This is a genomic window from Bacillus sp. FSL M7-1020, from assembly GCF_038050415.1.
Taxonomy (GTDB): domain Bacteria; phylum Bacillota; class Bacilli; order Bacillales; family Bacillaceae_G; genus Bacillus_A; species Bacillus_A toyonensis.
In genome coordinates this window covers 3,518,631-3,544,315 of sequence record NZ_JBBOTW010000001.1, presented here as the reverse complement: position 1 = coordinate 3,544,315, position 25,685 = coordinate 3,518,631, and the positions used below count along the sequence as shown (strand labels likewise).

The window sequence follows — 25,685 nt, the reverse complement described above, 5'->3', positions numbered from 1 at the left end:
AGGAAAGATGAAGAAAAATATGACTAAATTTCATACCAATAAAGGAGCAGGTTATTTTATGATATTTTTCCTCCTGCTCTTTTTGCTATTATTAGCCCGATTTTTTTACATACAAGCGACAGGAACAGTGCATAATCAGGATTTGGATGACCTTGCTAAGCAAAAACATAGTAAAACAGGAGTTCTCGAAGCGAATCGAGGAACGATTTATGACCAAAATGGTCATGTGTTAGCGCAAGATGCAAACTCTTATAAACTTGTAGCTGAATTAAAAGGTGCGAAACCTGTTGAGAATAAAGAGGATACTGCAAAGAAAATTGCAGGAGTACTAGGAAAAGGCGAAGAGGATATTTTAGCTGCATTAAATAAGGAAGGCAGAAGTCAAGTCGAATTTGGAACACTAGGCAAGGATTTGACGAGAGAACAGAAGAAACAAATAGAGGCATTGAATTTGCCGGGAATATCTTTTATTACAGAAAATGCAAGAGTGTATCCAAACGGTGATTTTGCGTCTTACGTCATAGGTCATGCGAAACCAAATGAAAAGGGAACTTCGGTAGGACAATTTGGCTTAGAAAAAAGTTTGGATAAATATTTAAGTGCTTCTAATGGAGAAGTAGCTTATACAGGTGATCGTAAAGGTGTATCTCTCGATGGTGGAAAAGTGAATGTAAAGGCACCTAAAAATGGAGATAATGTGTATTTAACAATGGATCAACGAATCCAAAGTTATTTAGAAGATGCAATGAAAGCGGCAAGTAAACAATATGATCCAGAAAGTTTAATAGGGATTGTTGCGGATCCGAAAACTGGAAAAATATTAGCGATGTCTACTAAACCTAGTTATGATCCTAATGATCGTCAAATTAAATATTTCTTCAATGATGCGATTTCAAATGCATTTGAACCGGGGTCAACAATGAAAATTTTCACATTAGCGGCAGCTATTAATGAAGGTGTGTACAAAGGACAAGATTATTATCAGTCTGGTACATATCAAGTTGGAAATCGGAAGATAAATGATCATAATGGCGGTGCTGGCTGGGGCTCTATTACATTCGATGAAGGGGTGGAGAGATCTTCAAACGTAGCGTTTGCTATTTTAGGTGATCAAAAACTTGGTCCAGAACGTTTCCGTAAATATATTAATGCTTTTGGGCTAGATGAGAAAACAAATATTGATTTACCTGGTGAAGGTTCTAATACAATTTTATTTGATCAGCAAATACAGCAAGTAACAACGGCTTTTGGACAAGGTTCTACTGTAACGCCAATTCAGCTTGTACAAGCTGCAACGTCTATTGCAAATGATGGGAAAATGATGAAACCATATGCGATTGACAAAATTGTAGATCCGATAACAGGGGAAGTAAAATTAGAGCATAAACCAGAAGAAGTAGGAAAGCCTGTTACAAAAGAAACAGCAGCGCAAGTAAGACAGTTGTTAGAACGTGTTGTTACATCTCCGAAAGGAACAGGAACTGCTTATAAAGTCGATGGATATTCAGTTGGTGGTAAAACAGGGACAGCGCAAATGCCGGATGGGAAAGGTGGCTATATGACAGGAAGAGAGAATTATATATTCTCATTCTTAGGGATGGCGCCGATGGAGGATCCGCAACTTGTTGTGTATGTAGCTGTTAAACAGCCGAAATTGAAAGGTGATGAGAACGGCGCACAGCCGTTAGCTGATATTTTTAAATATGTAACAAAAAATAGTTTAGAGTATTTAAAGATAAAGCCAAATGAAGTGAAAGATCCGAAGAAGCATTTAAAAGAGCAACAAACTGCTGTTCCAGATGTAACTGGTAAAACGATGACTGAAGCGGGGAAAGCAATTGAAAAAGCAAAACTCCGTCCAATCATACTAGGTGAAGGAAAAGTGCAGCAACAAGTACCAAAAGCGACTGAACAAACATTAAAAGGTGATCGAGTCTTTTTAGTGGGAGATAAGCCAACAATGCCAAATATACAAGGGTGGGCACTGCGTGATGTTATGAATTTGGCGAAAACATTACAGCTTAACTTAAAACCTTCTGGTACCGGATACGTAACTGAACAAAGTGTAGCAGAAGGAACGTTACTGCAACCGGGTACAGAATTAGGTGTAACACTAGTACCACCACTTGAACCGCAACAAGAAGCAGAAAAACCGTAATGGTAAGAAGCAAGGAGTTCTAATTAAATAAGTACAAGCATATATTGGAACAAGCTAGGCGTAAGGGAGGCTTGTTCCAATATGCGTGTATCAAATGTAACGGTTAGAAAACGACTTATTTTTATACTTATATCAGGTATACTTATTTTCACTATCATCGATATTCGTCTTGGATATGTACAGTTTTTTCTTGGGAATATGTTAACGGATCGCGCGAAAGATTCGTGGAGTCGTAATATTACTTTTGAGCCTGAAAGAGGGAAAATTTTAGACCGAAACGGTGTGGAACTTGCCACAAATAAAAGTGCCCCGACGGTATTTGTAGTGCCGAGGCAAATTGAAAAACCAGCAGAGACTGCAGAGAAGTTAGCTGCAGTATTAGGTGTGGAAAAAGACGAGATTTATAAGAGGGTTACAAAAAAGGAATCAATTGTAAGGTTAGATAAGGGTGGCAGGAAGATATCGCATGACAAAGCGAAAGAGGTACGAGGATTAAGTTTAAAGGGAGTTTATATTGCAGAGGATTCTATCCGGTACTATCCATTTGGAAATTTTTTATCACACGTATTAGGGTTTGCAGGTAGTGATAATCAAGGTCTTATGGGGTTAGAAAAATATTATGATAAAGAGCTGAATGGTGATAAAGGTCATGTCCGTTTTTTTGCAGATGCAAAAGGACAAAGAATGCCTAACATTGGTGATGATTTCAAAAAACCAGAAGCTGGACTGAACTTAGGCTTAACAATTGATGCGCGTATTACGAGAATTATGGAAAGAGAAATGAATATCGCAGAGTCAACGTATAATCCCGATGGTATGATTGCCATTGCAATGAATCCAAAAAATGGTGAGATTTTAGGCATGTCGAGTCGACCGAGTTTTGATCCAGCAGATTTTCAAAGTGTTTCTCCAGAAGTGTATAATAGAAATTTACCTGTATGGAGTACGTATGAGCCTGGTTCAACATTTAAGATCATTACGTTAGCGGCCGCTTTGAATGAAAATTTGGTAGACTTAGAGAAAGATACGTTTTATGATGATGGAGCAGCTGAAGTTGGTGGGGCTAGATTAAAATGTTGGAAAGCTGGAGGTCATGGTAGCCAGACGTTTTTAGAGGTCGTTCAAAATTCGTGTAACCCAGGGTTTATTGAACTTGGTGATCGACTGGGTAAAGACAGATTGTTTAAATACATTCGTAATTTCGGCTTTGGACAGAAGACTGGAATCGACTTACAAGGTGAAGGTAGTGGGATTTTATTTAAGTTAGATAAAGTTGGTCCAGTTGAGCAAGCAACAACTTCATTTGGTCAGGGTGTTTCTGTTACACCAATTCAACAAGTAGCAGCTGTAGCAGCGGCTGTAAATGGTGGAACGTTATACCAACCATATATAGCTAAGGAGTTTATTGATCCGAAAAATAATCAAGTTGTTAGTAAAAAAACACCTGTTGATAAAAGGAAAGTTATTTCCGAGGAAACTTCAGAAAAAGTTCGTTATGCATTAGAGAATGTTGTAGCGAAGGGGTCTGGTAAAGGTGCGTTTATTGACGGATATCGTGTAGGTGGAAAAACAGGTACTGCTCAAAAGGTGAAAGATGGTAAATATTTAGAGAATAATTATATAGTGTCTTTTATTGGCTTTGCTCCAGCGGATGATCCGCAAATTGTTGTTTATGTAGCTGTTGATAATCCAAAAGGAGTCACTCAATTTGGTGGAGTAGTAGCGGCTCCAATTGTTGGGAATATTCTTCGGGATGCACTTCCTGTTATGGGAGTGAAACCGAGAAAAGAACAAGTTGAGAAAGAATATAAATGGGGCGACACACCAACTGTAGAAGTTCCGAATTTAATTGGCATGAAAAAGAAGGATTTACAAACTCAACTTGTTGATTTGAAGCTTGATATAAGCGGAGATGGAGAGAGAGTAATTAAACAATCACCAGAAGCTGGGGCCAAGGTAAAAGAAGGCTCAAAAATTAGAATTTACTTCGGGAATTAAAGGTAACATAGTGCGTTTTATGGTACAATTGGTGGAAGTGAGTTCTTTATAGAAGAGTTACTTAATTTGAGACAGCAAGTGTCTCATTAATAAATAGGTCTATGTATTAGACGATAGTAGCACGTACCTCCTATTTAAATTAACTAGGAGGTAATGTGTTGCTTACTAAAAAAGAGATAAATAAACAATGTAGAGAGGGTTTAGTGAAATGAAGTTGCATACACTTGTATCATGTTTGCATGATTTTCCAGTTGTTCCAAAAGAAAATCCAGAAATCACATCTATTGAAGCTGATTCACGTAAAGTGAAAGAGGGAAGCTTATTTATATGTATGAAAGGGTATACGGTTGATAGCCATGATTTTGCTAAGCAAGCAGCGGCACAAGGAGCGGCTGCTATTGTTGCGGAAAGACCAATTGATGTTGACGTTCCAGTTGTACTTGTGAAAAATACTTTTCGTTCGTTAGCGGTTTTAGCTGATTATTTTTATGGTCAACCAACACACAAGTTACATTTAATCGGTATTACAGGTACAAATGGAAAGACAACAACATCGCATATTATGGATGAAATTATGCGCGCACATGGTCATAAAACAGGGCTAATTGGAACGATTAATATGAAAATCGGTGATGAAACATTTGAGGTGAAAAATACAACGCCAGATGCACTAACACTTCAACAGACGTTTTCAAAAATGGTTGAACAAGGTGTAGATAGCACAGTAATGGAAGTTTCATCTCATGCTTTAGATCTTGGGCGTGTACACGGATGCGATTATGATGTTGCAGTATTTACGAATTTAACACAAGATCATTTAGACTATCATAAAACGATGGAAGAATATAAACATGCGAAGGGCTTGCTTTTTGCACAGCTGGGCAATAGTTATAATCATAATCGTAAAAAATACGCTGTATTAAACAGCGATGATCCAGTTGCGGAAGAGTATATGAGAAGCACAGCGGCAACTGTTGTAACTTACGGTATAGATGTTTCAAGTGACATTATGGCGAAAGATATCGTTATGACGAGCGGTGGTACGACATTTACACTTGTAACACCGTATGAAAGTGTAGATGTTACGATGAAATTAATTGGTAAGTTTAATGTATACAATGTGTTGGCTGCAACAGCAGCAGGGCTTGTTTCAGGCGTAAGCTTACAAACAATTATTGATGTAATTAAAGAGCTTGCTGGTGTGCCTGGACGTTTTGAAGTTGTTGATGGTGGACAAAATTACACAGTTATTGTGGATTATGCACATACACCTGATAGCTTAGAGAACGTTCTAAAAACAGCGAAACAGTTTGCGAACGGTGATGTGTATTGTATCGTTGGTTGTGGTGGTGATAGAGATCGCACGAAAAGGCCAGTGATGGCAAGTGTCGCGGTAGAATATGCAACTCAAGCGATTTATACATCAGACAATCCAAGAAGCGAAGATCCAGTGGCTATTCTAGATGATATGATAAAAGGTGCAAAAGGGAATAATTATGAAGTAATTGTTGATCGAAAAGAAGCGATACGTTATGCTATTTCGAAAGCCAAAGCAGAAGATATTATTATTATTGCTGGTAAAGGGCATGAAACGTATCAAATTATTGGTAAAGAAGTTCATCATTTTGACGATCGTGAAGTTGCTAAAGAAGCAATTACAGGGCGTCTAAACAACGAAGAGTAACAACGTGAGAGGAGGACTACATGTGCTTGAGCAAGGTTTATTAGTAACGGCAGGGGTAGCATTCTTAATTTCTGTTGCCCTTTCGCCACTGTTTATTCCATTTTTAAGAAAATTAAAGTTCGGACAGAGTATTCGTGATGAGGGACCGAAGTCACATCAAAAAAAATCAGGGACACCAACGATGGGCGGTATTGTCATATATGTATCTATGATGGTAACGACCTTAATTATGGCAATTAAGTTTAATCATTTAGGTGCAGAGGTTTCGTTACTATTATTGGTGACATTTGGTTATGGATTAATTGGTTTTTTAGATGACTACATAAAGGTAGTTAAGAAAAGAAATCTTGGTTTAACATCGAAACAAAAATTACTAGGACAGCTTATTATTGCAATTGCGTTCTTTTTAATTGGAAAAGGGCAAGCATTTCACACATACATTATGATTCCAGGGACGGATGTTAAGTTTGAACTAAGCTGGGCGTATTTTGTTCTTGTATTATTTATGCTTATTGGTGGGTCGAATGCAGTTAACTTAACTGATGGTTTAGATGGTTTATTATCGGGAACAGCCGCTATTGCATTTGGAGCGTTTAGTATTATTGCTGTGGCACAAGAGCAATTCGGAGTAGCAATATTCTGTATGGCAGTTGTAGGAGCTGTACTTGGATTTTTAGTATTCAATGCGAATCCAGCGAAAGTATTTATGGGAGATACGGGTTCCTTAGCTTTAGGTGGAGCGATCGCAGCTGTAGCAATTTTACTAAAACAAGAATTGTTACTTGTAATTATTGGTGGAGTATTCGTAATGGAAACTTTATCTGTTATTATTCAAGTCATTTCGTTTAAAACAACCGGAAAGCGTGTCTTTAAAATGAGTCCATTACACCATCATTATGAATTATGTGGTTGGTCAGAATGGCGCGTCGTTGTGACGTTTTGGTCTGTAGGATTTTTATTAGCTATGTTAGGAATTTATATCGGGGTGTGGATGTAATTGAAAACTGTAACTGAATTTCAAAATAAAAATATTCTTGTATTAGGCATTGCAAAAAGTGGTTATGCAGCAGCTACCTTGTTACAAAAATTAGGGGCAAATGTTATTGTAAATGACGGAAAGCCTTTAGCAGAAAATACGCTTGCTGCAGAATTACAAGCAAAAGGAATGGACGTTGTATGCGGGGGGCATCCTTTGGAATTATTAGAGAGAAATATTTCTCTTGTAGTAAAAAATCCAGGGATTCCGTATTCTAACCCAATATTAGTTGCTGCGAAAGAAAAGCAGATTCCAATCGTTACGGAAGTTGAATTAGCATACCGTATTTCAGAAGCGCCATTTGTTGGCATTACGGGGTCTAACGGTAAAACGACGACGACAATGCTTACGTTTGAAATGCTAAAAGAAGGACGAAAGCATCCTATTATTGCAGGGAACATAGGCACTGTAGCTTGTGAAGTAGCACAGGATGCAAAAGAGAATGAAGTTGTAGTTACAGAACTTTCATCGTTCCAACTGATGGGAGTAGAATCTTTCCAGCCTAAAATCGCTGTGTTTTTAAACTTATTTGAGGCTCACTTAGATTATCATGGGACGAAAAAAGAATATGGTTTAGCAAAAGCTAATATTTTTAAAAACCAAACAGAAAACGATTATAGTGTAATAAATGCAGATGATGCAGATGTGATGGCTTTATCTGCTTATAGTAAAGGTCAAAAAATAATATTCTCGACAGCGAAAGAAAATGAAGATGGTGCGTGTATAAAGGATAACGCTCTTTATTTCAAAGGTGAAAAAGTTGTTGAAGTAAGCGATATTGTTTTACCTGGTCAGCATAATTTAGAGAATATTTTAGCTGCGATGAGTATTGCGAAACTATTAGGTGTTTCTAATGAAGCTATTACGGTTGTGTTAAAACGTTTTACAGGTGTAAAACATCGATTAGAATATGTAACAACTATTAACAACCGTAAGTTTTATAATGACTCAAAAGCGACGAATATGTTAGCGACTGAGAAAGCTTTATCTGCGTTTACACAACCAATTGTGTTATTAGCAGGTGGGCTTGATCGTGGAAATGAATTCGATGATTTAATTCCATATTTCAAAAATGTAAAAGCGCTTGTAACATTTGGACAAACAGCACCAAAATTAGTAAGAGCAGCAGAAAAAGTGGGATTAGATATAATTGAAAGTGTCGACACTTTAGATGAAGCAGTAGTGAAAGCTTACGCTCATTCTACGGAGGGCGATGTAATTCTTCTTTCCCCAGCATGTGCAAGCTGGGATCAATTTAAAACATTTGAAGAAAGAGGAGACATTTTTATACAAGCTGTGCATAAACTTATATAAAGTAAATCAAAACATCAGTAGGCTAACACCTACTGATGTTTTGTTACATAGGGCAAAAGATTCTGCCTAAAGAGGTGGTGTTCATGGCTAATGAAGAAGACGCCTGATTATATTCTTATTATCGTTACACTTGCGTTGTTAACAATCGGAATGATTATGGTTTATAGTGCGAGTGCGGTTTGGGCCTCTTATAAAATGGGGGATTCATTCTTTTTTGCAAAAAGACAATTGTTGTTTGCGAGTATTGGTGTAGTGGCTATGTTTTTTATCATGAAAATTGATTATTGGGTGTGGCGGACATATTCAAAAGTAATTTTGCTAGTTTGTTTCGTTCTTCTCATTCTCGTTCTAATTCCAGGAGTAGGTCTTGTCCGTGGGGGAGCACGAAGTTGGATTGGAATCGGTGCATTTTCCATTCAACCGTCAGAGTTTATGAAATTCGCGATGATTATTTTTTTAGCGAAATTTTTAGCGGAACGACAAAAGTTAATTACATCGTTTAAACGTGGATTACTACCTGCTCTTAGTTTTGTATTTCTTGCTTTTGGGATGATTATGTTACAGCCAGATCTTGGTACGGGAACGGTAATGGTTGGGACATGTATTATTATGATATTTATCTCGGGAGCAAGGGTCTTTCATTTTGCAATGTTTGGTTTGCTTGGTGTAGCAGGATTTGTAGGGTTAATTGCATCAGCACCATATCGAATGAAACGCATCACATCATATTTAGATCCGTGGTCAGATCCGCTCGGAAGTGGATTTCAAATTATTCAATCGTTACTCGCAATTGGACCTGGTGGTTTATTTGGGCTTGGACTTGGGCAAAGTAGACAAAAATTTCTTTATTTACCTGAACCACAAACAGACTTTATATTTGCAATTTTATCCGAGGAATTAGGTTTTATTGGCGGTTCATTTGTGTTATTATTATTTAGTCTATTACTATGGCGCGGGATTCGTATAGCATTAGGAGCGCCAGATTTATATGGTACGTTTTTAGCAGTAGGTATTGTGGCGATGATTGCGATTCAAGTAATGATTAATGTTGGTGTTGTAACGGGACTAATGCCTGTTACGGGTATTACTTTGCCATTTTTAAGTTATGGTGGATCAAGTTTGACCTTAATGTTAATGGCAGTAGGTGTATTATTGAATATAAGTCGCCATTCTCGCTATTAAACCCTGTTTAAAAGACAGGGTTTTTCGTATGTGTGGAAAATACAATATGTATATGGAAATAAATACAATTGAATAAGAACAGGGAAGTGGAGGAATTAGTAGTGCGAGTATTAGTAAGTGGTGGGGGTACTGGAGGCCATATTTATCCAGCTCTTGCTTTAATTAGAGAAATAAAAAAATTAAATCCGGAAGCAAGATTTTTATACATTGGTACAGAAAATGGATTAGAGAGTACCATCGTTCCAAAAGCTGGTATTCCGTTCCAATCTATTGTTATAAGTGGATTTAAACGAAAAATATCGTTAGATAATGTGAAAACGGTTATGCGTTTTCTAAAGGGTGTACAAGATAGTAAACGATATATTCGTCGTTTTAATCCGGATATAGTGATTGGAACGGGTGGATACGTATGTGGACCTGTTGTATATGCGGCAGCAAAACTAGGTATTCCAACTATTGTACATGAACAAAATAGTGTACCAGGTGTAACGAATAAATTTTTAAGTCGTTACGTTGATAAAGTTGCGGTTTGTTTTGAAGCAGCTACAGAACATTTTCCACAGTCAAAAGTGGTAATGACAGGTAATCCGCGAGCATCAGAGGTAATGGATCAAAACGGAATGAAAGGGAAACGTTCAGTTGGTCTATCTCTTCCTAAAAAGTCCGTACTTATTTTTGGGGGAAGTCGCGGAGCTAGACCGATTAACGATGCTTTCGTAGAAGCAATTGAACAGTTTGGAAATAAAAGTTACGAAGTATTGTACGTAACAGGTGAAGTGCATTATGACAAAGTGATGGATGCTGTGAAGGAAAAAGGCAATCCGAATAATGTTATTATTAAACCTTTCATTCATAATATGCCAGAGGTACTAACTGGCGTTGATCTTGTTGTTTCAAGAGCCGGAGCAACAACACTTGCAGAATTAACAGCATTAGGTAAGCCGAGTGTGTTAATTCCGAGTCCGTACGTAACAAATAACCATCAGGAGAAGAATGCACTTTCAGTTGTTGATAAAGGAGCGGCGAAAATGTTACTTGAAAAAGAATTAACAGCTGAAACGCTTATTCGTGATATTGATGAGATTTTATTAGATACACAAACATTACAAAATATGAAGCTAGCTGCTAAGCAACTAGGTATTCCTGATGCAGCAAATAAGTTGTATGGAGTAATGAATAAGCTTGTGAAAAAATAACGTTAGGTGAACGCCCTGCATATTACTGTAATAAGGAAACTTAATATTGGGGGAGAGCGTCTATGGAACAATTAGTAAATGAGCTTATAGAAGCAAATGTTGGTCGCGTGTTAGTTAACGAGCCGTTAGCACGTTATACAACTATGAAGATAGGTGGACCAGCTGATATTTTAATTGTGCCAAAGCATGTTGCCGGTATTGAGAAAATATTGCAGTTAGTAAAGAAATATAAAATAAAGTGGACTGTAATTGGTCGAGGTTCAAACCTTCTTGTATCTGATAAAGGGATAGAAGGTGTTGTTATTCGTTTAGGAGAAGGATTAGACCACTTAGAGGTCGAAAAACATAGGGTAAGAGTTGGTGGCGGATATCCCCTTATTAAATTGTCAACATTACTTAGTCGCCAAGGGTTGGCTGGATTGGAATTTGCAAGTGGTATTCCAGGAAGTGTCGGTGGTGCAGTGTATATGAATGCTGGAGCACATAAATCAGACATATCAAACATATTGTCAAAGGCTCTAATTCTATTTGAAAACGGAACAATTGAATGGTTAACGAATAGAGGAATGGAGTTTTCATATCGTACATCTGTATTGCAAACGAAACGTCCTGGTATTGTTTTGGAGGCGGAGTTTCAATTACAGGTAGGAGAGCGTGAGAAAATCGTAAGAAACATGCAAAAGAATAAAGATTACCGCCGTGAAACACAACCGTGGAATCATCCTTGTGCTGGAAGTGTGTTTCGGAATCCAATCCCGTATTTTGCTGGAGATTTAGTAGAGAAAGCTGGGCTTCGTGGCTATCAAATAGGTGGAGCTCAAATTTCTGAAATGCATGGGAATTTTATTATTAATACTGGGGGAGCCTCAGCGCAAGATGTATTAGATTTGATTTCATTAATAAAGCATACAATTAAGGATAAATTTGGTGTAGAAATGCACACAGAAGTAGAAATCATTGGAAGATAACGGTTATTCATTCCGCTCATTATCATTTATGTTATAATAAGAAGATAAGAACGGCATGAGGAACATGCCGTTCTTTATGTTACATAGGGGGATCGTACATGAAAAATAGTAAAGTGATTAAACTACAAGATCGTGTACCAAAATTAAAAAATCAAAAGAAAAAAAACAAAAAAAATGTTAATCATCGGCTGATTTTATACATATCAATTTTATTTTTATTAGTACTCTTTTTAATTTATTTTCGGTCTCCGCTTAGTAATATAAAAAAGATAAGTGTGTATGGAAATCATTATATGACAGATGACCAAGTAATGAAGGAATCAGGTGTGACATATGATACAAGTTATTTCCGAGTGACAGCACATAAAGCGGAAGAAAATTTAACGAAACGAAAAGAAATTAAAGCAGTAAATGTAAAAAAGCGTTTTCCAAACAAAATTGATGTTCATATTAAAGAATATGTAACGATTGGTTATATAAACAAAGATGGAAAATTACAACCGTTATTAGAAAATGGGAAAACACTTGATGTACTCCCGAATGGAAAACTTCCTGTTGCAGCACCAATTTTTGAACCTTTTAAAGAGGAGAAAATGAAGGGACTAATTGCTGAACTAGAAAAGTTAACTCCGACTATTTTAAGGTCTATTTCTGAAATTCGTTATTCACCGACGAATGCGAATGAAGACCATCTTACTTTATATATGAATGAAGGATATGAAGTGAGCACTACGATTCAAAATTTCGCAAAGCGTATGGAAACTTATCCACTTATTTTAAAAACAATTGAGCCAGGTAAGAAGGTGTTAATTGACTTAGAAGTAGGTGCATATACGAAAGAGTTAGGTGTAGAAGAAAAAAAAGAATAGAACGGTAGTATTCACTGCATTAATATAGAAAAAAGAGAAACGAATGTTCTATCATATGCATACGAATTTACTAGAATGGTTCATTTGATGAAAAATATGTAAAAATTCTTAGATTCATACTAGGATTGGTACAAGTTTCACTTTTCTATGAGTACATCTTAGTGTAGACTTATACTTGGCGGTAATTTTTACACTTGAAATAAAATTATTTCAAGATAAGCAGTTCTTCACAGGTTACTGCGATATTCTTAAATGAATGTTAAATAAAAATAAGAAAAATATAGGGTTAAAAAAGGGAAACGTATAAAGACGTTGAATATTTTTCTTATAAATAGTAAAGTTGCGATTGTTGTTCCATATATTGAGTTGTATGGTATAAATAAAGAAGGAGGTGCCAAAGAATGAACAGCAATGAAATATATGTTAGTCTTGACATCGGTACATCCAATGTTAAAGTCATCATTGGTGAAATGGTTAATGACAGCTTAAACATTATTGGTGTTGGAAATGTAAAATCGAATGGTTTAAAGAAGGGATCGATAGTCGATATAGATGAGACTGTTCGATCAATTAAAAAAGCAATTGAACAAGCTGAGCGCATGGTGGGAATCCACATTGAGCAAGTTGTAGTAGGTGTCAATGCAAACCAGGTACAGCTACTTCCTTGTCATGGAGTAGTCGCTGTTTCAAATGAAGATCGTGAAATCGGGAATGAAGATGTCTTACGCGTTCTAGATGCAGCACAAGTTGTGTCAATTGCTCCAGAACGTGAGTTTATTGATGTGGTACCTCGACAGTTCATCGTAGACGGTCTTGACGAGATTAACGATCCACGTGGAATGATCGGTGTAAGATTAGAAATGGAAGGTACACTTATTACAGGATCGAGAACCTTACTACATAACTTACTTCGTTGTGTAGAAAAAGCAGGTCTTGAAATTGTTGATATTTGTCTTCAACCTTTAGCGGCTGCAACAGTTGCTATATCTTCGGATGAAAAAAATAGAGGAGTAGCCCTTGTTGATATGGGGGGAGGATCTACGACTTTATCTATTTTTAAAGATGGAGAGTTACAAGCGACAAGCGTATTACCATTAGGTGGAGACCATATAACGAAGGATATTGCGATTGGGTTGAAAACTTCAACAGAAAATGCAGATCAAATTAAGTTGAAATATGGACATGCTTTTTATGATACAGCATCGGAAGAAGAAATGTTTACGGTTCCTATTATGGGAAGCGATCAAACAGAACAATATTCTCAGTTGGAGTTATCGGATATTATCGAGGCTCGTGTAGAGGAAATTTTAATGTTTGTTCAAGATGAAGTACGTAAGTTAGGAGTAAAGCAAGTAGCTTCTGGGTATGTACTAACTGGTGGAATAGCTTCTATGCCAGGTGTTCTTGATCTTGCATATGATATTTTACATGAAAATGTTCGTGTAGCAACTCCTGACTATATTGGTGTGCGTGAGCCCCAATATACAAGTGGAGTTGGATTAATTAAACATTCATATCAAAAAGCTAAATTACGTGGGAAAAATGTGCAGGAAAAGCAAGAACATTTTGAACCAGTACCAGCACCAGCACCAATGCCGGTACAACAACAACCTGCGAAACAAAAAACCCGTAATCAAAACAATAATAATCAAAATGATGACCGTATGATGTCAAAAGTAAAACGTGTATTCCGTTATTTATGGGATTAAAATTGGACACGAAAAATGAGGTTCTAGGGGGATTTCGACATGTTAGAGTTTGATACTACTCAAGATCAATTAGCGAATATAAAAGTTATCGGTGTCGGCGGTGGCGGAAACAATGCTGTAAACCGTATGATTGAGCACGGTGTACAAGGTGTTGACTTTATCGCTGTGAATACTGATGCACAAGCGTTAAATCTATCAAAAGCTGAAACAAAAATGCAAATTGGTGGAAAATTAACGCGTGGACTTGGTGCAGGCGCAAACCCTGAAGTAGGGAAAAAAGCGGCAGAAGAAAGTAAAGAACAGATCCAAGAAGCACTTCGTGGTGCAGATATGGTATTCGTAACTGCTGGTATGGGTGGCGGAACTGGAACTGGTGCAGCTCCAGTTGTTGCTCAAGTTGCAAAAGAACTAGGTGCATTAACAGTTGGTGTTGTAACACGTCCATTTACGTTTGAAGGACGTAAGCGTGCAACACAAGCTGCATCTGGTATTGCGGCATTTAAAGAAAATGTAGATACACTTATTGTAATTCCAAACGATCGCTTATTAGAGATTGTTGATAAAAATACGCCAATGTTAGAAGCGTTCCGTGAAGCAGATAACGTATTACGTCAAGGTGTACAAGGTATTTCTGATTTAATTGCTACACCAGGTCTAATTAACTTAGACTTCGCGGACGTAAAAACAATTATGTCTAATAGAGGTTCTGCTTTAATGGGTATCGGTTCTGGTAATGGGGAAAATCGTGCTGCTGAAGCTGCGAAAAAAGCGATTTCTAGTCCATTACTAGAAACATCTATTGATGGAGCTCAAGGTGTTATTATGAATATTACGGGTGGAGCTAACTTAAGCTTATACGAAGTACAAGAAGCAGCAGACATTGTAGCTTCAGCTTCGGATCCAGAAGTAAATATGATCTTCGGTTCTGTTATTAATGAAGGATTAAAAGATGATATCATTGTAACTGTAATTGCAACTGGCTTTGATGATAGTATTGCAACTCAACCACCAAAACCAATGATTCGTCCGAATGCGAATCACACGCAACAACAGCAACAACCAGTGGCTCAGCCTTCAAAACAACGTGAAGTAAAACGTGAAATGAAGCGTGAAGAGCCGGTTGTACATGAGCGTCATTCAGATTCAGATGATATCGATATTCCAGCATTTTTACGTAACCGTCGTAGACGATAAAAAAAAGGGGCATTCATGCTCCTTTTTTGTTTCTGAATGGAAAAGACCTGCTGAGCAGGTCTTTTTTTATTTTGTATATTTAAATTTATCTCGCATTAACGGCCCGTAAAAGCTCGGTTTATGTGGGTTAAAAGGAACCGATTCTACTGATTAAAATTGCGCGTTAAAGTTGTAGTACAGGATTTTTAATTTTCGTTACATATAGTTCAGCCCATCTGTCGGTAAAAAATAAAAACATATCATTCTATGAAACTATACTTTTATTTTTTACCGACAGATTATGTCTAGAAATCACAAAATAACAAAAAAACACCTCCGCAAATTGACACACTTTCCCATTGGATATGCATTATACTAGTCTCAACTTAAAAAAAGAGGTGAATTGTTTGGTTGTTTACGCCGACGTTGTTTGGTTGTTAAACGCCTGCATTGATTTTCTTTTACTTTTATTAACAGCTACCGTGTTAAAAAAGAAGATCAAAAGATGGAGGCTTGTGTTAGGGGCATTTATAGGTTCCACCATTGTTATTTTTGCCTTTACTCCTTTTGCTTCTATGATGACACATCCGATTATGAAACTACTGTACTCGTTACTTATTGTGTATACAGCCTTTGGGTTTACAACGTTTAGAAATTATACACAAACTGTTTTTACTTTTTACTTTGTCACTTTTATGGTTGGTGGAGGATTAATGGGAACTCATTTCTTTTTGCAAACGAATGAGATGGTAAATGGATTGGTTCAATCTCAATCGATTTCTTACGGTGATCCAATTAGTTGGTTGTTTGTTATTTTAGGTTTTCCAGTAATTTATTATTTTTCTAAAAAGCGTATTGAAAGCGTAGAAATCACGAAAATACACTATGACCAAATCGTGAAAGTGAAAATTCAATTAGCTGAAGAAGAATTGGAACTAGCAGGTTTAATTGACAGTGGGAATCAACTTTACGACCCGTTAACAAAAACACCCGTAATGATTATGCATATTTCATCATTAGAACATTGTTTGCCATCTTGGTTAACAGAACAAATTTATTCCAAAACAGAAATTCCTCAAATACCAGAAAAAGATTCTGGATGGGCGACAAAATTACGCTTAATTCCTTTCCGAGCAGTAGGAGTAGAGAGTCAATTTTTGTGGGCAATTAAGCCTGATAGTGTGCAAGTTGATCATGAAGGTAGTTCAATCGTTGTAAACAAAGTATTGATTGGGTTAAATACACAACAACTGTCTACCAATGGAGAGTATCAATGCATTGTACATCCAAAAATGTTGATTTCGCAAAAAATGGTAATTGCTTAATTATGAGAGGCGGGATAATATGATGAAATTAAAATTTTATTTAGTATACCTTTGGTATAAAGTATTGCTGAAACTAGGAATTAAGACCGATGAAATTTATTATATTGGTGGAAGTGAAGCGTTGCCACCGCCGTTAACGAAAGAAGAAGAAGAAGTTCTTTTGAATAAATTGCCAAAAGGCGATCAAGCTGCAAGGTCATTACTTATTGAACGCAACTTACGGCTAGTTGTATATATAGCAAGGAAATTTGAAAATACAGGGATAAATATTGAAGATTTAATCAGTATAGGAACAATTGGCCTTATTAAAGCGGTAAATACATTTAATCCAGAAAAGAAAATAAAATTAGCAACATATGCATCTCGTTGTATAGAAAATGAGATTTTAATGCATTTGCGCCGAAATAATAAAAATCGTTCGGAAGTGTCTTTTGATGAACCGCTTAACATTGATTGGGATGGGAATGAACTGTTGTTATCAGATGTATTAGGTACAGATGATGATATTATTACAAAAGATTTAGAGGCTACTGTAGATCGTCATCTTCTAATGAAAGCATTGCACCAATTAAATGATCGGGAAAAACAAATTATGGAGCTTCGATTTGGGCTTGCTGGAGAAGAGGAAAAGACGCAAAAAGATGTGGCGGATATGCTTGGGATTTCACAGTCATACATTTCACGTTTAGAAAAAAGAATCATAAAAAGGTTACGAAAAGAATTTAATAAAATGGTGTAAAGAATAAGACCAGCCTTTATGTAGGCTGGTCTTATTCTGTTTAGTTGTAGAAGAAGGGGGAATTAAAATGAAAAATGAAGAGAAAACCACATGCATAAAATCCCCTTCAAAGGAAATACTTTACACTGTACAGCAACTCCCGATAGGAGGGAACACTTTGACGAGAAACAAAGTAGAAATTTGCGGTGTTGATACAGCAAAACTTCCAGTACTAAAAAATGAAGAAATGCGTAAATTATTTCGTGAAATGCAAAGTGGAGAGATAAGCGCAAGAGAGAAATTAGTGAATGGAAACTTACGTCTTGTATTGAGCGTCATCCAAAGATTTAATAACAGAGGAGAATATGTTGACGATTTATTTCAAGTTGGTTGCATCGGACTTATGAAATCCATTGATAACTTTGATTTAGGCCAAAATGTAAAATTTTCAACGTATGCTGTGCCGATGATTATTGGAGAAATACGCAGATATTTGCGTGACAACAATCCGATTCGCGTATCTCGCTCGTTACGAGATATTGCGTATAAAGCGTTGCAAGTAAGAGAAAAATTGATCGCAGAAAATTCAAAAGAACCAACAGCAATGGATATTGCAAAAGTGCTAGAAGTGACTCACGAAGAGATTGTATTTGCTTTAGATGCGATTCAAGATCCAGTGTCATTATTTGAGCCGATTTATAACGATGGGGGAGATCCTATCTTTGTTATGGATCAATTAAGTGATGAAAAACAAAAGGACGAGCAGTGGGTTGAAGAGTTAGCGCTGAAAGAAGGCATGAAGCGTTTAAATGATCGTGAAAAGATGATTATTCGAAAACGGTTCTTTCAAGGAAAAACACAAATGGAAGTTGCAGAAGAAATCGGGATTTCTCAAGCTCAAGTATCACGCTTAGAGAAATCGGCTATTAAACAAATGAATAAAACGATTCAAGGATAAGGTCTCACCATTTATGGTGAGGCCTTTTTATATGTACTATTATAGTTTGCGTTCATAGCAATGAGGTCGTGTTCATATAATGAAAATAATATGAACCTTAGTAGCGGTTACTTCCTGTTAATATGAAATACAGTAGTCTGTGTACTTCCAATTCGCCATATAAGGGAGAGGATGAGAGTGATACGGATTTCAGAGTTACAGATGAAGGATGTTATAAATATTTCAGATGGGAAAAGGCTTGGAAATATTGGAGATATTGAGATTGATATCGATACAGGGAAGATTTGCTCTATTATTATTTCCAAACAGGCACGTATGCTTGGGATTTTTGGGAAAGACGTAGAAATTATAGTTCCTTGGGAGGAAGTTATGAAAATCGGGGAAGATGTCATACTTGTAAGAGTAAATCCTGTTAATTCTGTAACAGAATCAATACAAACAACGACAATTTCATAAAGAATATTACAAATTCCTCTTTTTTTTCTGTTGGTATTATGAAAAAATAAAAGTATGGTAAAATAGACAGGAAGTACCATGCTTTTTTCTGTTATTTTAATTAAAAAGGAGCCGCTTTATGAGAGAACCATTTAAATATGTGGACGGTATACTGTATTTACAAGCGTGGAAAGAACTTGGAAACATTACTGCTGGATTTACGACAAAAGATGGTGGGATAAGTACGGGCTCCTTTCATGCGATGAATTTAGGATTACATGTGAATGATATCGTGGAGAACGTTCATGAAAACAGACGCATTTTAGCAAATAAGTTACAAAAACCATTGGAAAACTGGATTTGCTCTGAACAAGTTCATGATCACCAGGTTGAAAAAGTAGGACAACAAGAAAAAGGAAGTGGCGTCTATTCATATGAGGATGGCATTTCAAAAACAGATGGCATTTATACGACTAATAACGATGTTCTTTTAACGTCTTGTTACGCGGATTGTGTCCCACTCTATTTTTATGCACCATCACATGGTATGATAGGACTTGCGCATGCTGGGTGGAAAGGGACTGTAAAAGAGATTGCAAATGAAATGATTCAAAAATGGAGTGCAGAAGGGATTTCAAGTGATGAAATTCATGTTGCAATTGGACCGGCAATCGGATCTTGTTGTTATGTTGTTGATGATAGAGTGTTAACAGCGGCACAGCAAGTAGTAAACGGTTCTGTCCCATATAAAAAAATTTCTGATGGACAGTACGCAATTAATTTAAAAGAAATTAATCGTGTATTATGTGTACAAGCAGGCATAAAAGAAGAGCATATTGTAATGTCATCTCTTTGTACAAGCTGTGAAGAACAACTATTTTTCTCTCATCGTCGTGATCAAGGGAAGACAGGGAGAATGTTGAGTTTCATAGGTTTTAAGGAGGAAGAAAACAAGTGACAGTACAAGAAAATTTAATAATTGTAAACGAAGCTATTAAAGAATCTTGCACACGAGCTGGACGTTCGTTGCAAGATATTAAACTTGTTGCAGTTACAAAAACTGTAGGGATTGAAAAAACAAACGAAGTAATGGAAGCTGGAATTATCGATTTAGGTGAAAATAGAAATGAAGGTTTCTTACAGAAATACGAGCATTTTGGCTCAAAAGTTAATTGGCACTTTATTGGCTCATTACAAACGAGAAAAGTAAAAGAAATCATTAATGAAATTGATTATTTACATTCGTTAGATCGTCTTTCTCTGGCGAAAGAAATTCAGAAACGTGCTGATAAGAAAGTGAAATGCTTTATTCAAGTGAAAACCTCATCTGAAGAATCAAAGCAAGGATTGGCAATAGAAGAAACAGTTTCTTTTATTCAAAGTTTGCAAGAATTGGATAAGATTGAAGTGGTTGGACTAATGACGATGGCGCCATTTACAGAAGAAGAGGAAGAAGTTCGTCGCTGCTTTAAGGACTTGCGCAAGCTACAAATAGAGGTGCAGGAGCTAAATCTATTACATGCGCCATGTAAAGAATTATCAATGGGAATGTCCAATGATTACACGATTGCAATTGAAGAAGGTGCTACATATATTCGTTTGGGAACGATTTTAGTAGGAAAAGCGTAAAAGGAAGGAGAATCTTATTATGAGTTGGTCAAAAGTAAAATACTTCTTTTTTGATACACCAGAAGAAAAAGAAGCAGCTCAATATAGCTATGAAAAGGAGCAAACGGATATGAAGAAGCAGCAAGATCCGCCGGAACAACAAGATGTTACGTTTCCGAAAGCACAACCGAAACAAAATGTTGTGAGCATTGAAACGGCAAAGCAATCTTCAAAAGTTGTTTTATTAGAACCACGCACGTATTCGGAAGCGCAAGGTATTGCGGACCATTTGAAAGGTAGACGAGCTGTTGTAATTAATTTGCAAAGAATGTCTACTGATCAAGCAGTACGTATCGTTGACTTTTTAAGTGGTACTGTATACGCTATAGGCGGGGACATTCAAAAAATAGGACCGAAAACATTTATGTGTACACCTGAAAATGTAGATATTGTTGGTGCAATTTCAGAATTATTCGGCGAAGAAGAAGAAACAAATATAAAGAGGTGGTAATACGCCATGACAACCGTTTTAAATGTTTTACTTACTGCTATCGAGATTTACTCGTGGGCACTTATCATTTACATCCTCCTATCATGGTTTCCTGGTGCAAAGGAATCAACTTTTGGAGATTTTCTTGCACGTATTTGTGAACCGTATTTAGAACCATTTCGCAGATTTATTCCGCCGTTTGGTATGATTGATATCTCTCCACTCGTTGCGATTTTTGCGTTAAAACTTGCTAAAAGTGGTTTGTTCAGTTTGTTCAGCTATTTCTTGTAATAAGAGGCTAAATACATGAGCATTTACGAACATTTCAGACCTGATGAAGAGGTCTTTGTAGATAAAGTGCTAGAGTGGAAGCGAGCAGCAGAGTACCATCAAGTGAAACTAACAGATTTCCTTGATCCAAGACAGCAACAAATTGTTTCTATGGTAATTGGACAAGGAGATGTTGCTGTGCAATTTGATGGTGCAACGCCTTACGCAGAGCGTAGAAGAGCACTTATTTATCCAGACTATCTAGAATTAAATGAAGAAGAATTTCAAGTAGAAGTATTAGAAATTGACTATCCTTCCAAGTTTTATACGCTAGAACATAGGCAAATATTAGGTACATTTATGTCACTTGGTTTAACGAGAGAAAAATGTGGTGATATTTTGCTTCAAGAAAATCGTGCCCAAATTGTAGTTGCGAAAGAAATCGTATCTTACATTGAGATGAACTTACAAGCAATAGGGAAAGTAAAAGTCTCCTTATCAGCAGTACAAGGAGAACAAATTCTACAGACTCATGAAACGTGGGGAGAGAAATCTGGAACGGTTTCTTCACTTCGCTTAGATGTTATGTTGGCTGAAATGTTACATATATCCAGACAGAAAGTGCAACCTTTCATAAAAAATGGTTTAGTAAAAGTCAATTGGAAAACAGTAGAGCAAACTTCTTATGAATGTTATCCAGGAGATGTGTTTTCGGTGAGAGGATATGGGCGAAGTAAATTGTTTTCTGTAGAAGGTAGAACAAAACGCGACAAATGGAGAATTTTGTATGGTATACTAAAATGATTGGTTTTTTAGAAGGAAATCCTCCTATTTTGTCGAAGAAAAGATATAATTGAAAGAGGAAATTTAGATAACTACTTGGAGGTGGCGTTGTGCCGTTAACACCATTAGATATTCATAACAAAGAATTTGGTCGCGGATTCCGTGGCTATGATGAAGATCAAGTAAATGAGTTTCTTGATCAAATTATCAAAGATTATGAATTAGTCATTCGTGAGAAAAAAGCTTTAGAAGAAAAAGTTGCGCAATTAGAAGGAAAGTTAGATCATTTTTCTAACATTGAAGATACGTTAAACAAATCTATCGTTGTTGCACAAGAAGCAGCGGAAGAAGTAAAACGTAATGCGCAAAAAGAAGCGAAATTAATCGTACGTGAAGCTGAAAAAAATGCAGATCGTATCATTAACGAAGCTTTAGTAAAATCAAGAAAAGTTGCTTTTGATATTGAAGAGCTAAAGAAACAAGCGAAAGTATTCCGAACTCGTTTCCGTATGTTATTAGAGACACAGCTTGAAATGCTAAACAACGATGATTGGGATAAACTAATTGAGTTAGAAGACGAAGTAGATGAGCTGTTGAAAAAAGAAGAAACAGTGTAAGCTTGACGTTTTTCTCATTATTACATATAATTTTAAACAACATATTTATTAAGAAAAACGAAGATAGGGATAAGTACCTTTTCAAACCTTATATAGCGAACTGAGGACGGTGTAAGCTCAGGATAAGGAGATTAGTGGGAATATCACCCTGGAGTTCCGCGCTGAACAAATAGAGTAAGCGTAGGCGTGTATTCGCGTTAAGAATATAAAGAGGGTTTTATACATATGTATAGAATCTACTAGGGTGGTACCGCGGGAGACTTTCTCGTCCCTTTTTGGGATGAGAAGGTCTCTTTTTTATTCCGTTTTTTAAGTATTTCTTTTATACATGTAAGGAGGAATTGAGCATGGAGTACAAAAATACATTACTGATGCCAAAAACAGAGTTCCCAATGCGTGGGAATTTACCAAAACGTGAGCCTGCAATGCAAGAAAAATGGGCTGAAATGAATATTTATGAAAAAGTACAAGAACATACAAAAGGCCGTCCTTTATTTGTGTTGCATGATGGACCTCCATATGCGAATGGTGACATTCATATGGGACATGCATTAAATAAAGTGTTAAAAGACTTTATTGTTCGCTATAAGTCAATGACTGGTTTCAGTGCACCATATGTTCCAGGTTGGGATACGCACGGTTTACCAATCGAACAAGCGTTAACGAATAAAGGTGTAAAACGTAAAGAAATGACAGTTGCTGAGTTCCGTAAGTTATGTGCAGAGTATGCATATGAACAAGTAGAACGTCAACGTGAACAATTTAAGCGCCTAGGTGTACGTGCAGATTGGGATAATCCATATATTACTTTAGAGCCAGCTTATGAAGCACAACAAATTAAAGTGTTTGGTGATATGGCGAAAAAAGGTTACATCTATAAAGGGCAAAAACCAGTTTACTGGTCTCCAACAAGTGAGTCTGCTTTAGCAGAAGCTGAAATTGAATACCAAGATAAAAAATCAGCATCTATTTATGTAGCGTTCCCTGTAAAAGACGGAAAGAACGTATTAGAAGGTGATGAGAAATTTATCATTTGGACAACAACTCCTTGGACATTACCTGCGAACTTAGGTATTTCTGTTCATCCAGAGCTTGAATATAGCATTGTAAAAGTAAATGACGAGAAATATATTATCGCTTCTGAATTATTTGAGACAGTTGCAAAAACGTTAGAGTGGGAAAAAGCTGAAGTTGTGAAAACGGTAAAAGGTAGCGAACTTGAGTATACAGTTGCAAAACACCCATTCTACGAGCGTGATTCATTAGTTATGCTAGGAGATCACGTAACAACAGATGCAGGTACAGGTTGTGTTCATACAGCACCAGGACATGGGGAAGATGACTTCGTTGTTGGTAAAAAGTATGGATTAGAAGTACTTTGCCCAGTTGATGATAAAGGTGTATTAACAAATGAAGCACCTGGATTTGAAGGCTTATTCTATGATAAAGCTAACAAGCCAATTACAGAAAAATTAGAAGAAGTAGGCGCGTTACTGAAACTAACATTCATTACGCATTCATACCCACATGATTGGAGAACGAAAAAACCAATTATTTTCCGTGCGACAGCACAGTGGTTTGCATCTATTGAAGCATTCCGTAAAGAGTTATTAGAAGCTGTTGCGGAAACGAAATGGGTACCAGCATGGGGCGAAACTCGTCTTCATAACATGGTTCGTGACCGTGGTGACTGGTGTATTTCTCGTCAGCGTGCATGGGGTGTGCCAATTCCTGTATTCTATGCTGAGAATGGTGATCCAATTATTACAGATGAAACAATTAACCATGTAGCAGATTTATTCCGTGAACACGGTTCTAACGTATGGTTTGAGCGTGAAGCGAAAGATTTATTACCAGAAGGATTTACACATCCAGGTAGCCCAAATGGTGAATTCCGTAAAGAAACAGATATCATGGATGTATGGTTCGACTCAGGTTCATCTCACCAAGCGGTATTAGAAGAGCGCGATGACTTACAACGTCCAGCTGATTTATATTTAGAAGGATCTGACCAATATCGTGGTTGGTTTAACTCTTCATTATCAACAGCAGTTGCTGTAACAGGTAAAGCTCCATATAAAGGCGTACTAAGCCATGGTTTCGTACTAGATGGTGAAGGACGTAAAATGAGTAAGTCGATTGGAAACATCGTCGTACCGAAGAAAATTATGGATCAATTAGGCGGAGATATTTTACGTTTATGGGTATCATCTGTTGACTATCAATCTGACGTACGTATTTCAGATGATATTTTAAAACAAGTAGCAGAAGTGTATCGTAAAATCCGTAACACATTCCGTTTCTTATTAGGCAACTTAGATGACTTTAAGCCAAGTGAAAACACAGTAGCGGTAGCTGAACTTCGTGAAGTAGATCGTTACATGTTAGTGAAGTTAAATGACTTAATTACAAAAGTAAAAGAAGCATATGAAACATATGACTTTGCTGCTGTATATCATGCTATTCACAACTTCTGTACAATTGATCTAAGTTCATTCTACTTAGACTTTGCAAAAGACATTTTATACATTGAAGGTGCAAATCACGCGGATCGTCGTGCAATTCAAACTGTATTATATGACGTTCTTGTTGCATTAACGAAACTTGTAACACCAATCTTACCTCATACAGCTGATGAAGTATGGCCATATGTTCCAGGTGTAACAGAAGAAAGCGTACAGTTAACTAACATGCCGGAAGCTACAGAAGTAGAGGGTTCGGAAGCGTTAAAAGCGAAATGGGATGCATTTATGACATTACGTGATGACGTATTAAAAGCGTTAGAAGTAGCTCGTAATGAGAAAGTAATTGGTAAGTCATTAAATGCGAGCATTACTCTTTATCCAACTGCAGAAATGAAAGTAATGTTAGAGTCTATTAGCGAAGACTTGAAGCAATTATTCATCGTTTCTGAATATAAACTTGGTGGTATGATGGAAGAAGCTCCAGCAGATGCGCCTAAGTATGAGCATACAGCGGTTGTCGTTTCTCAAGCAACTGGTGAAACATGCGAACGTTGTTGGGTAGTTTCAGAAACAATTGGTAAAGATGCTGAACATGAAACATTATGTGAGCGTTGTGCATCAGTTGTTAAAGAAAACTATGTAAAATAATAAAAAAACTGACTGCTATTGATGCAGTCAGTTTTTTTATTGATGGTATATCGAAATAACTTTCAGGCTCTTTCCTGTGAA

General features: G+C 36.7%; 22 protein-coding genes and 1 other annotated feature. All 22 genes read left to right on the top strand.

Annotation, left to right across the window (positions count from 1 at the left end; translation table 11 throughout):
* Positions 1–7 precede the first annotated feature (7 nt).
* The gene (locus MHB70_RS17870; RefSeq protein WP_080451807.1) at positions 8–2,158 is read left to right on the top strand and encodes a penicillin-binding protein; all 2,151 of its coding nucleotides are present in this window, start codon (positions 8–10) and stop codon (positions 2,156–2,158) included.
* 81 nt (positions 2,159–2,239) lie between these two features.
* Positions 2,240–4,156: a stage V sporulation protein D gene (locus MHB70_RS17865; RefSeq protein WP_001266239.1), complete on the top strand. Its 1,917-nt coding sequence runs from the start codon at positions 2,240–2,242 to the stop codon at positions 4,154–4,156.
* A 208-nt stretch (positions 4,157–4,364) separates the two neighbouring features.
* On the top strand, positions 4,365–5,840 hold the full coding sequence (locus MHB70_RS17860; RefSeq protein WP_000766294.1) for a UDP-N-acetylmuramoyl-L-alanyl-D-glutamate--2,6-diaminopimelate ligase: 1,476 nt from the start codon (positions 4,365–4,367) through the stop codon (positions 5,838–5,840).
* A gap of 22 nt (positions 5,841–5,862) precedes the next feature.
* Positions 5,863–6,837: a phospho-N-acetylmuramoyl-pentapeptide-transferase gene (mraY, locus tag MHB70_RS17855; protein WP_000893065.1), complete on the top strand. Its 975-nt coding sequence runs from the start codon at positions 5,863–5,865 to the stop codon at positions 6,835–6,837.
* Positions 6,838–8,190, top strand: a complete 1,353-nt coding sequence (gene murD / locus MHB70_RS17850) for a UDP-N-acetylmuramoyl-L-alanine--D-glutamate ligase (protein WP_000860107.1) — start codon at positions 6,838–6,840, stop codon at positions 8,188–8,190.
* A 90-nt stretch (positions 8,191–8,280) separates the two neighbouring features.
* Positions 8,281–9,372, top strand: a complete 1,092-nt coding sequence (gene spoVE / locus MHB70_RS17845; protein ID WP_000753526.1) for a stage V sporulation protein E — start codon at positions 8,281–8,283, stop codon at positions 9,370–9,372.
* Positions 9,373–9,473: 101 nt separating this feature from the next.
* Positions 9,474–10,568, top strand: a complete 1,095-nt coding sequence (gene murG, locus MHB70_RS17840) for an undecaprenyldiphospho-muramoylpentapeptide beta-N-acetylglucosaminyltransferase (RefSeq protein WP_001265419.1) — start codon at positions 9,474–9,476, stop codon at positions 10,566–10,568.
* A 62-nt stretch (positions 10,569–10,630) separates the two neighbouring features.
* Positions 10,631–11,536 carry a UDP-N-acetylmuramate dehydrogenase gene (murB, locus tag MHB70_RS17835; protein WP_000437054.1) on the top strand — a complete coding sequence of 302 codons (906 nt, stop codon included), beginning with the start codon at positions 10,631–10,633 and terminating at the stop codon, positions 11,534–11,536.
* A 98-nt stretch (positions 11,537–11,634) separates the two neighbouring features.
* Positions 11,635–12,405 carry a cell division protein DivIB gene (gene divIB / locus MHB70_RS17830; protein WP_000798216.1) on the top strand — a complete coding sequence of 257 codons (771 nt, stop codon included), beginning with the start codon at positions 11,635–11,637 and terminating at the stop codon, positions 12,403–12,405.
* A gap of 401 nt (positions 12,406–12,806) precedes the next feature.
* The gene (ftsA, locus tag MHB70_RS17825; protein WP_001087556.1) at positions 12,807–14,114 is read left to right on the top strand and encodes a cell division protein FtsA; all 1,308 of its coding nucleotides are present in this window, start codon (positions 12,807–12,809) and stop codon (positions 14,112–14,114) included.
* A gap of 39 nt (positions 14,115–14,153) precedes the next feature.
* The gene (gene ftsZ / locus MHB70_RS17820) at positions 14,154–15,308 is read left to right on the top strand and encodes a cell division protein FtsZ (protein ID WP_000888977.1); all 1,155 of its coding nucleotides are present in this window, start codon (positions 14,154–14,156) and stop codon (positions 15,306–15,308) included.
* A 386-nt stretch (positions 15,309–15,694) separates the two neighbouring features.
* The gene (gene spoIIGA, locus MHB70_RS17815; protein ID WP_000261990.1) at positions 15,695–16,612 is read left to right on the top strand and encodes a sigma-E processing peptidase SpoIIGA; all 918 of its coding nucleotides are present in this window, start codon (positions 15,695–15,697) and stop codon (positions 16,610–16,612) included.
* Between the two features lie 19 nt (positions 16,613–16,631).
* Positions 16,632–17,351: an RNA polymerase sporulation sigma factor SigE gene (sigE, locus tag MHB70_RS17810; protein ID WP_000976947.1), complete on the top strand. Its 720-nt coding sequence runs from the start codon at positions 16,632–16,634 to the stop codon at positions 17,349–17,351.
* Between the two features lie 157 nt (positions 17,352–17,508).
* Positions 17,509–18,288, top strand: coding sequence for an RNA polymerase sporulation sigma factor SigG (gene sigG / locus MHB70_RS17805; protein WP_000197755.1), 780 nt, complete (start codon positions 17,509–17,511; stop codon positions 18,286–18,288).
* A 171-nt stretch (positions 18,289–18,459) separates the two neighbouring features.
* Positions 18,460–18,744 (top strand): YlmC/YmxH family sporulation protein, encoded by a 285-nt coding sequence (locus tag MHB70_RS17800; RefSeq protein ID WP_033657297.1) that lies wholly within the window; start codon positions 18,460–18,462, stop codon positions 18,742–18,744.
* Between the two features lie 118 nt (positions 18,745–18,862).
* Complete coding sequence (gene pgeF, locus MHB70_RS17795; protein WP_001209015.1) at positions 18,863–19,681, top strand: peptidoglycan editing factor PgeF; 819 nt, start codon at positions 18,863–18,865, stop codon at positions 19,679–19,681.
* Complete coding sequence (locus MHB70_RS17790; protein WP_000218001.1) at positions 19,678–20,352, top strand: YggS family pyridoxal phosphate-dependent enzyme; 675 nt, start codon at positions 19,678–19,680, stop codon at positions 20,350–20,352. Before pgeF ends, MHB70_RS17790 begins: the two co-directional genes overlap by 4 nt.
* A 19-nt stretch (positions 20,353–20,371) precedes the next feature.
* A complete protein-coding gene (locus MHB70_RS17785) occupies positions 20,372–20,842 on the top strand; it encodes a cell division protein SepF (RefSeq protein ID WP_000119137.1) in 471 nt (156 codons plus the stop codon).
* A gap of 6 nt (positions 20,843–20,848) precedes the next feature.
* Complete coding sequence (locus MHB70_RS17780; RefSeq protein WP_000214326.1) at positions 20,849–21,112, top strand: YggT family protein; 264 nt, start codon at positions 20,849–20,851, stop codon at positions 21,110–21,112.
* A 15-nt stretch (positions 21,113–21,127) separates the two neighbouring features.
* Entirely contained in the window at positions 21,128–21,895 is a 768-nt protein-coding gene (locus MHB70_RS17775; protein WP_000029703.1) for a YlmH family RNA-binding protein, read from the top strand.
* An 89-nt stretch (positions 21,896–21,984) separates the two neighbouring features.
* Complete coding sequence (gene divIVA, locus MHB70_RS17770) at positions 21,985–22,491, top strand: septum site-determining protein DivIVA (RefSeq protein WP_001131611.1); 507 nt, start codon at positions 21,985–21,987, stop codon at positions 22,489–22,491.
* Between the two features lie 51 nt (positions 22,492–22,542).
* Positions 22,543–22,767, top strand: a binding site (T-box leader).
* 71 nt (positions 22,768–22,838) lie between these two features.
* On the top strand, positions 22,839–25,604 hold the full coding sequence (gene ileS2 / locus MHB70_RS17765) for an isoleucine--tRNA ligase (protein WP_000455940.1): 2,766 nt from the start codon (positions 22,839–22,841) through the stop codon (positions 25,602–25,604).
* Positions 25,605–25,685: the final 81 nt, after the last annotated feature.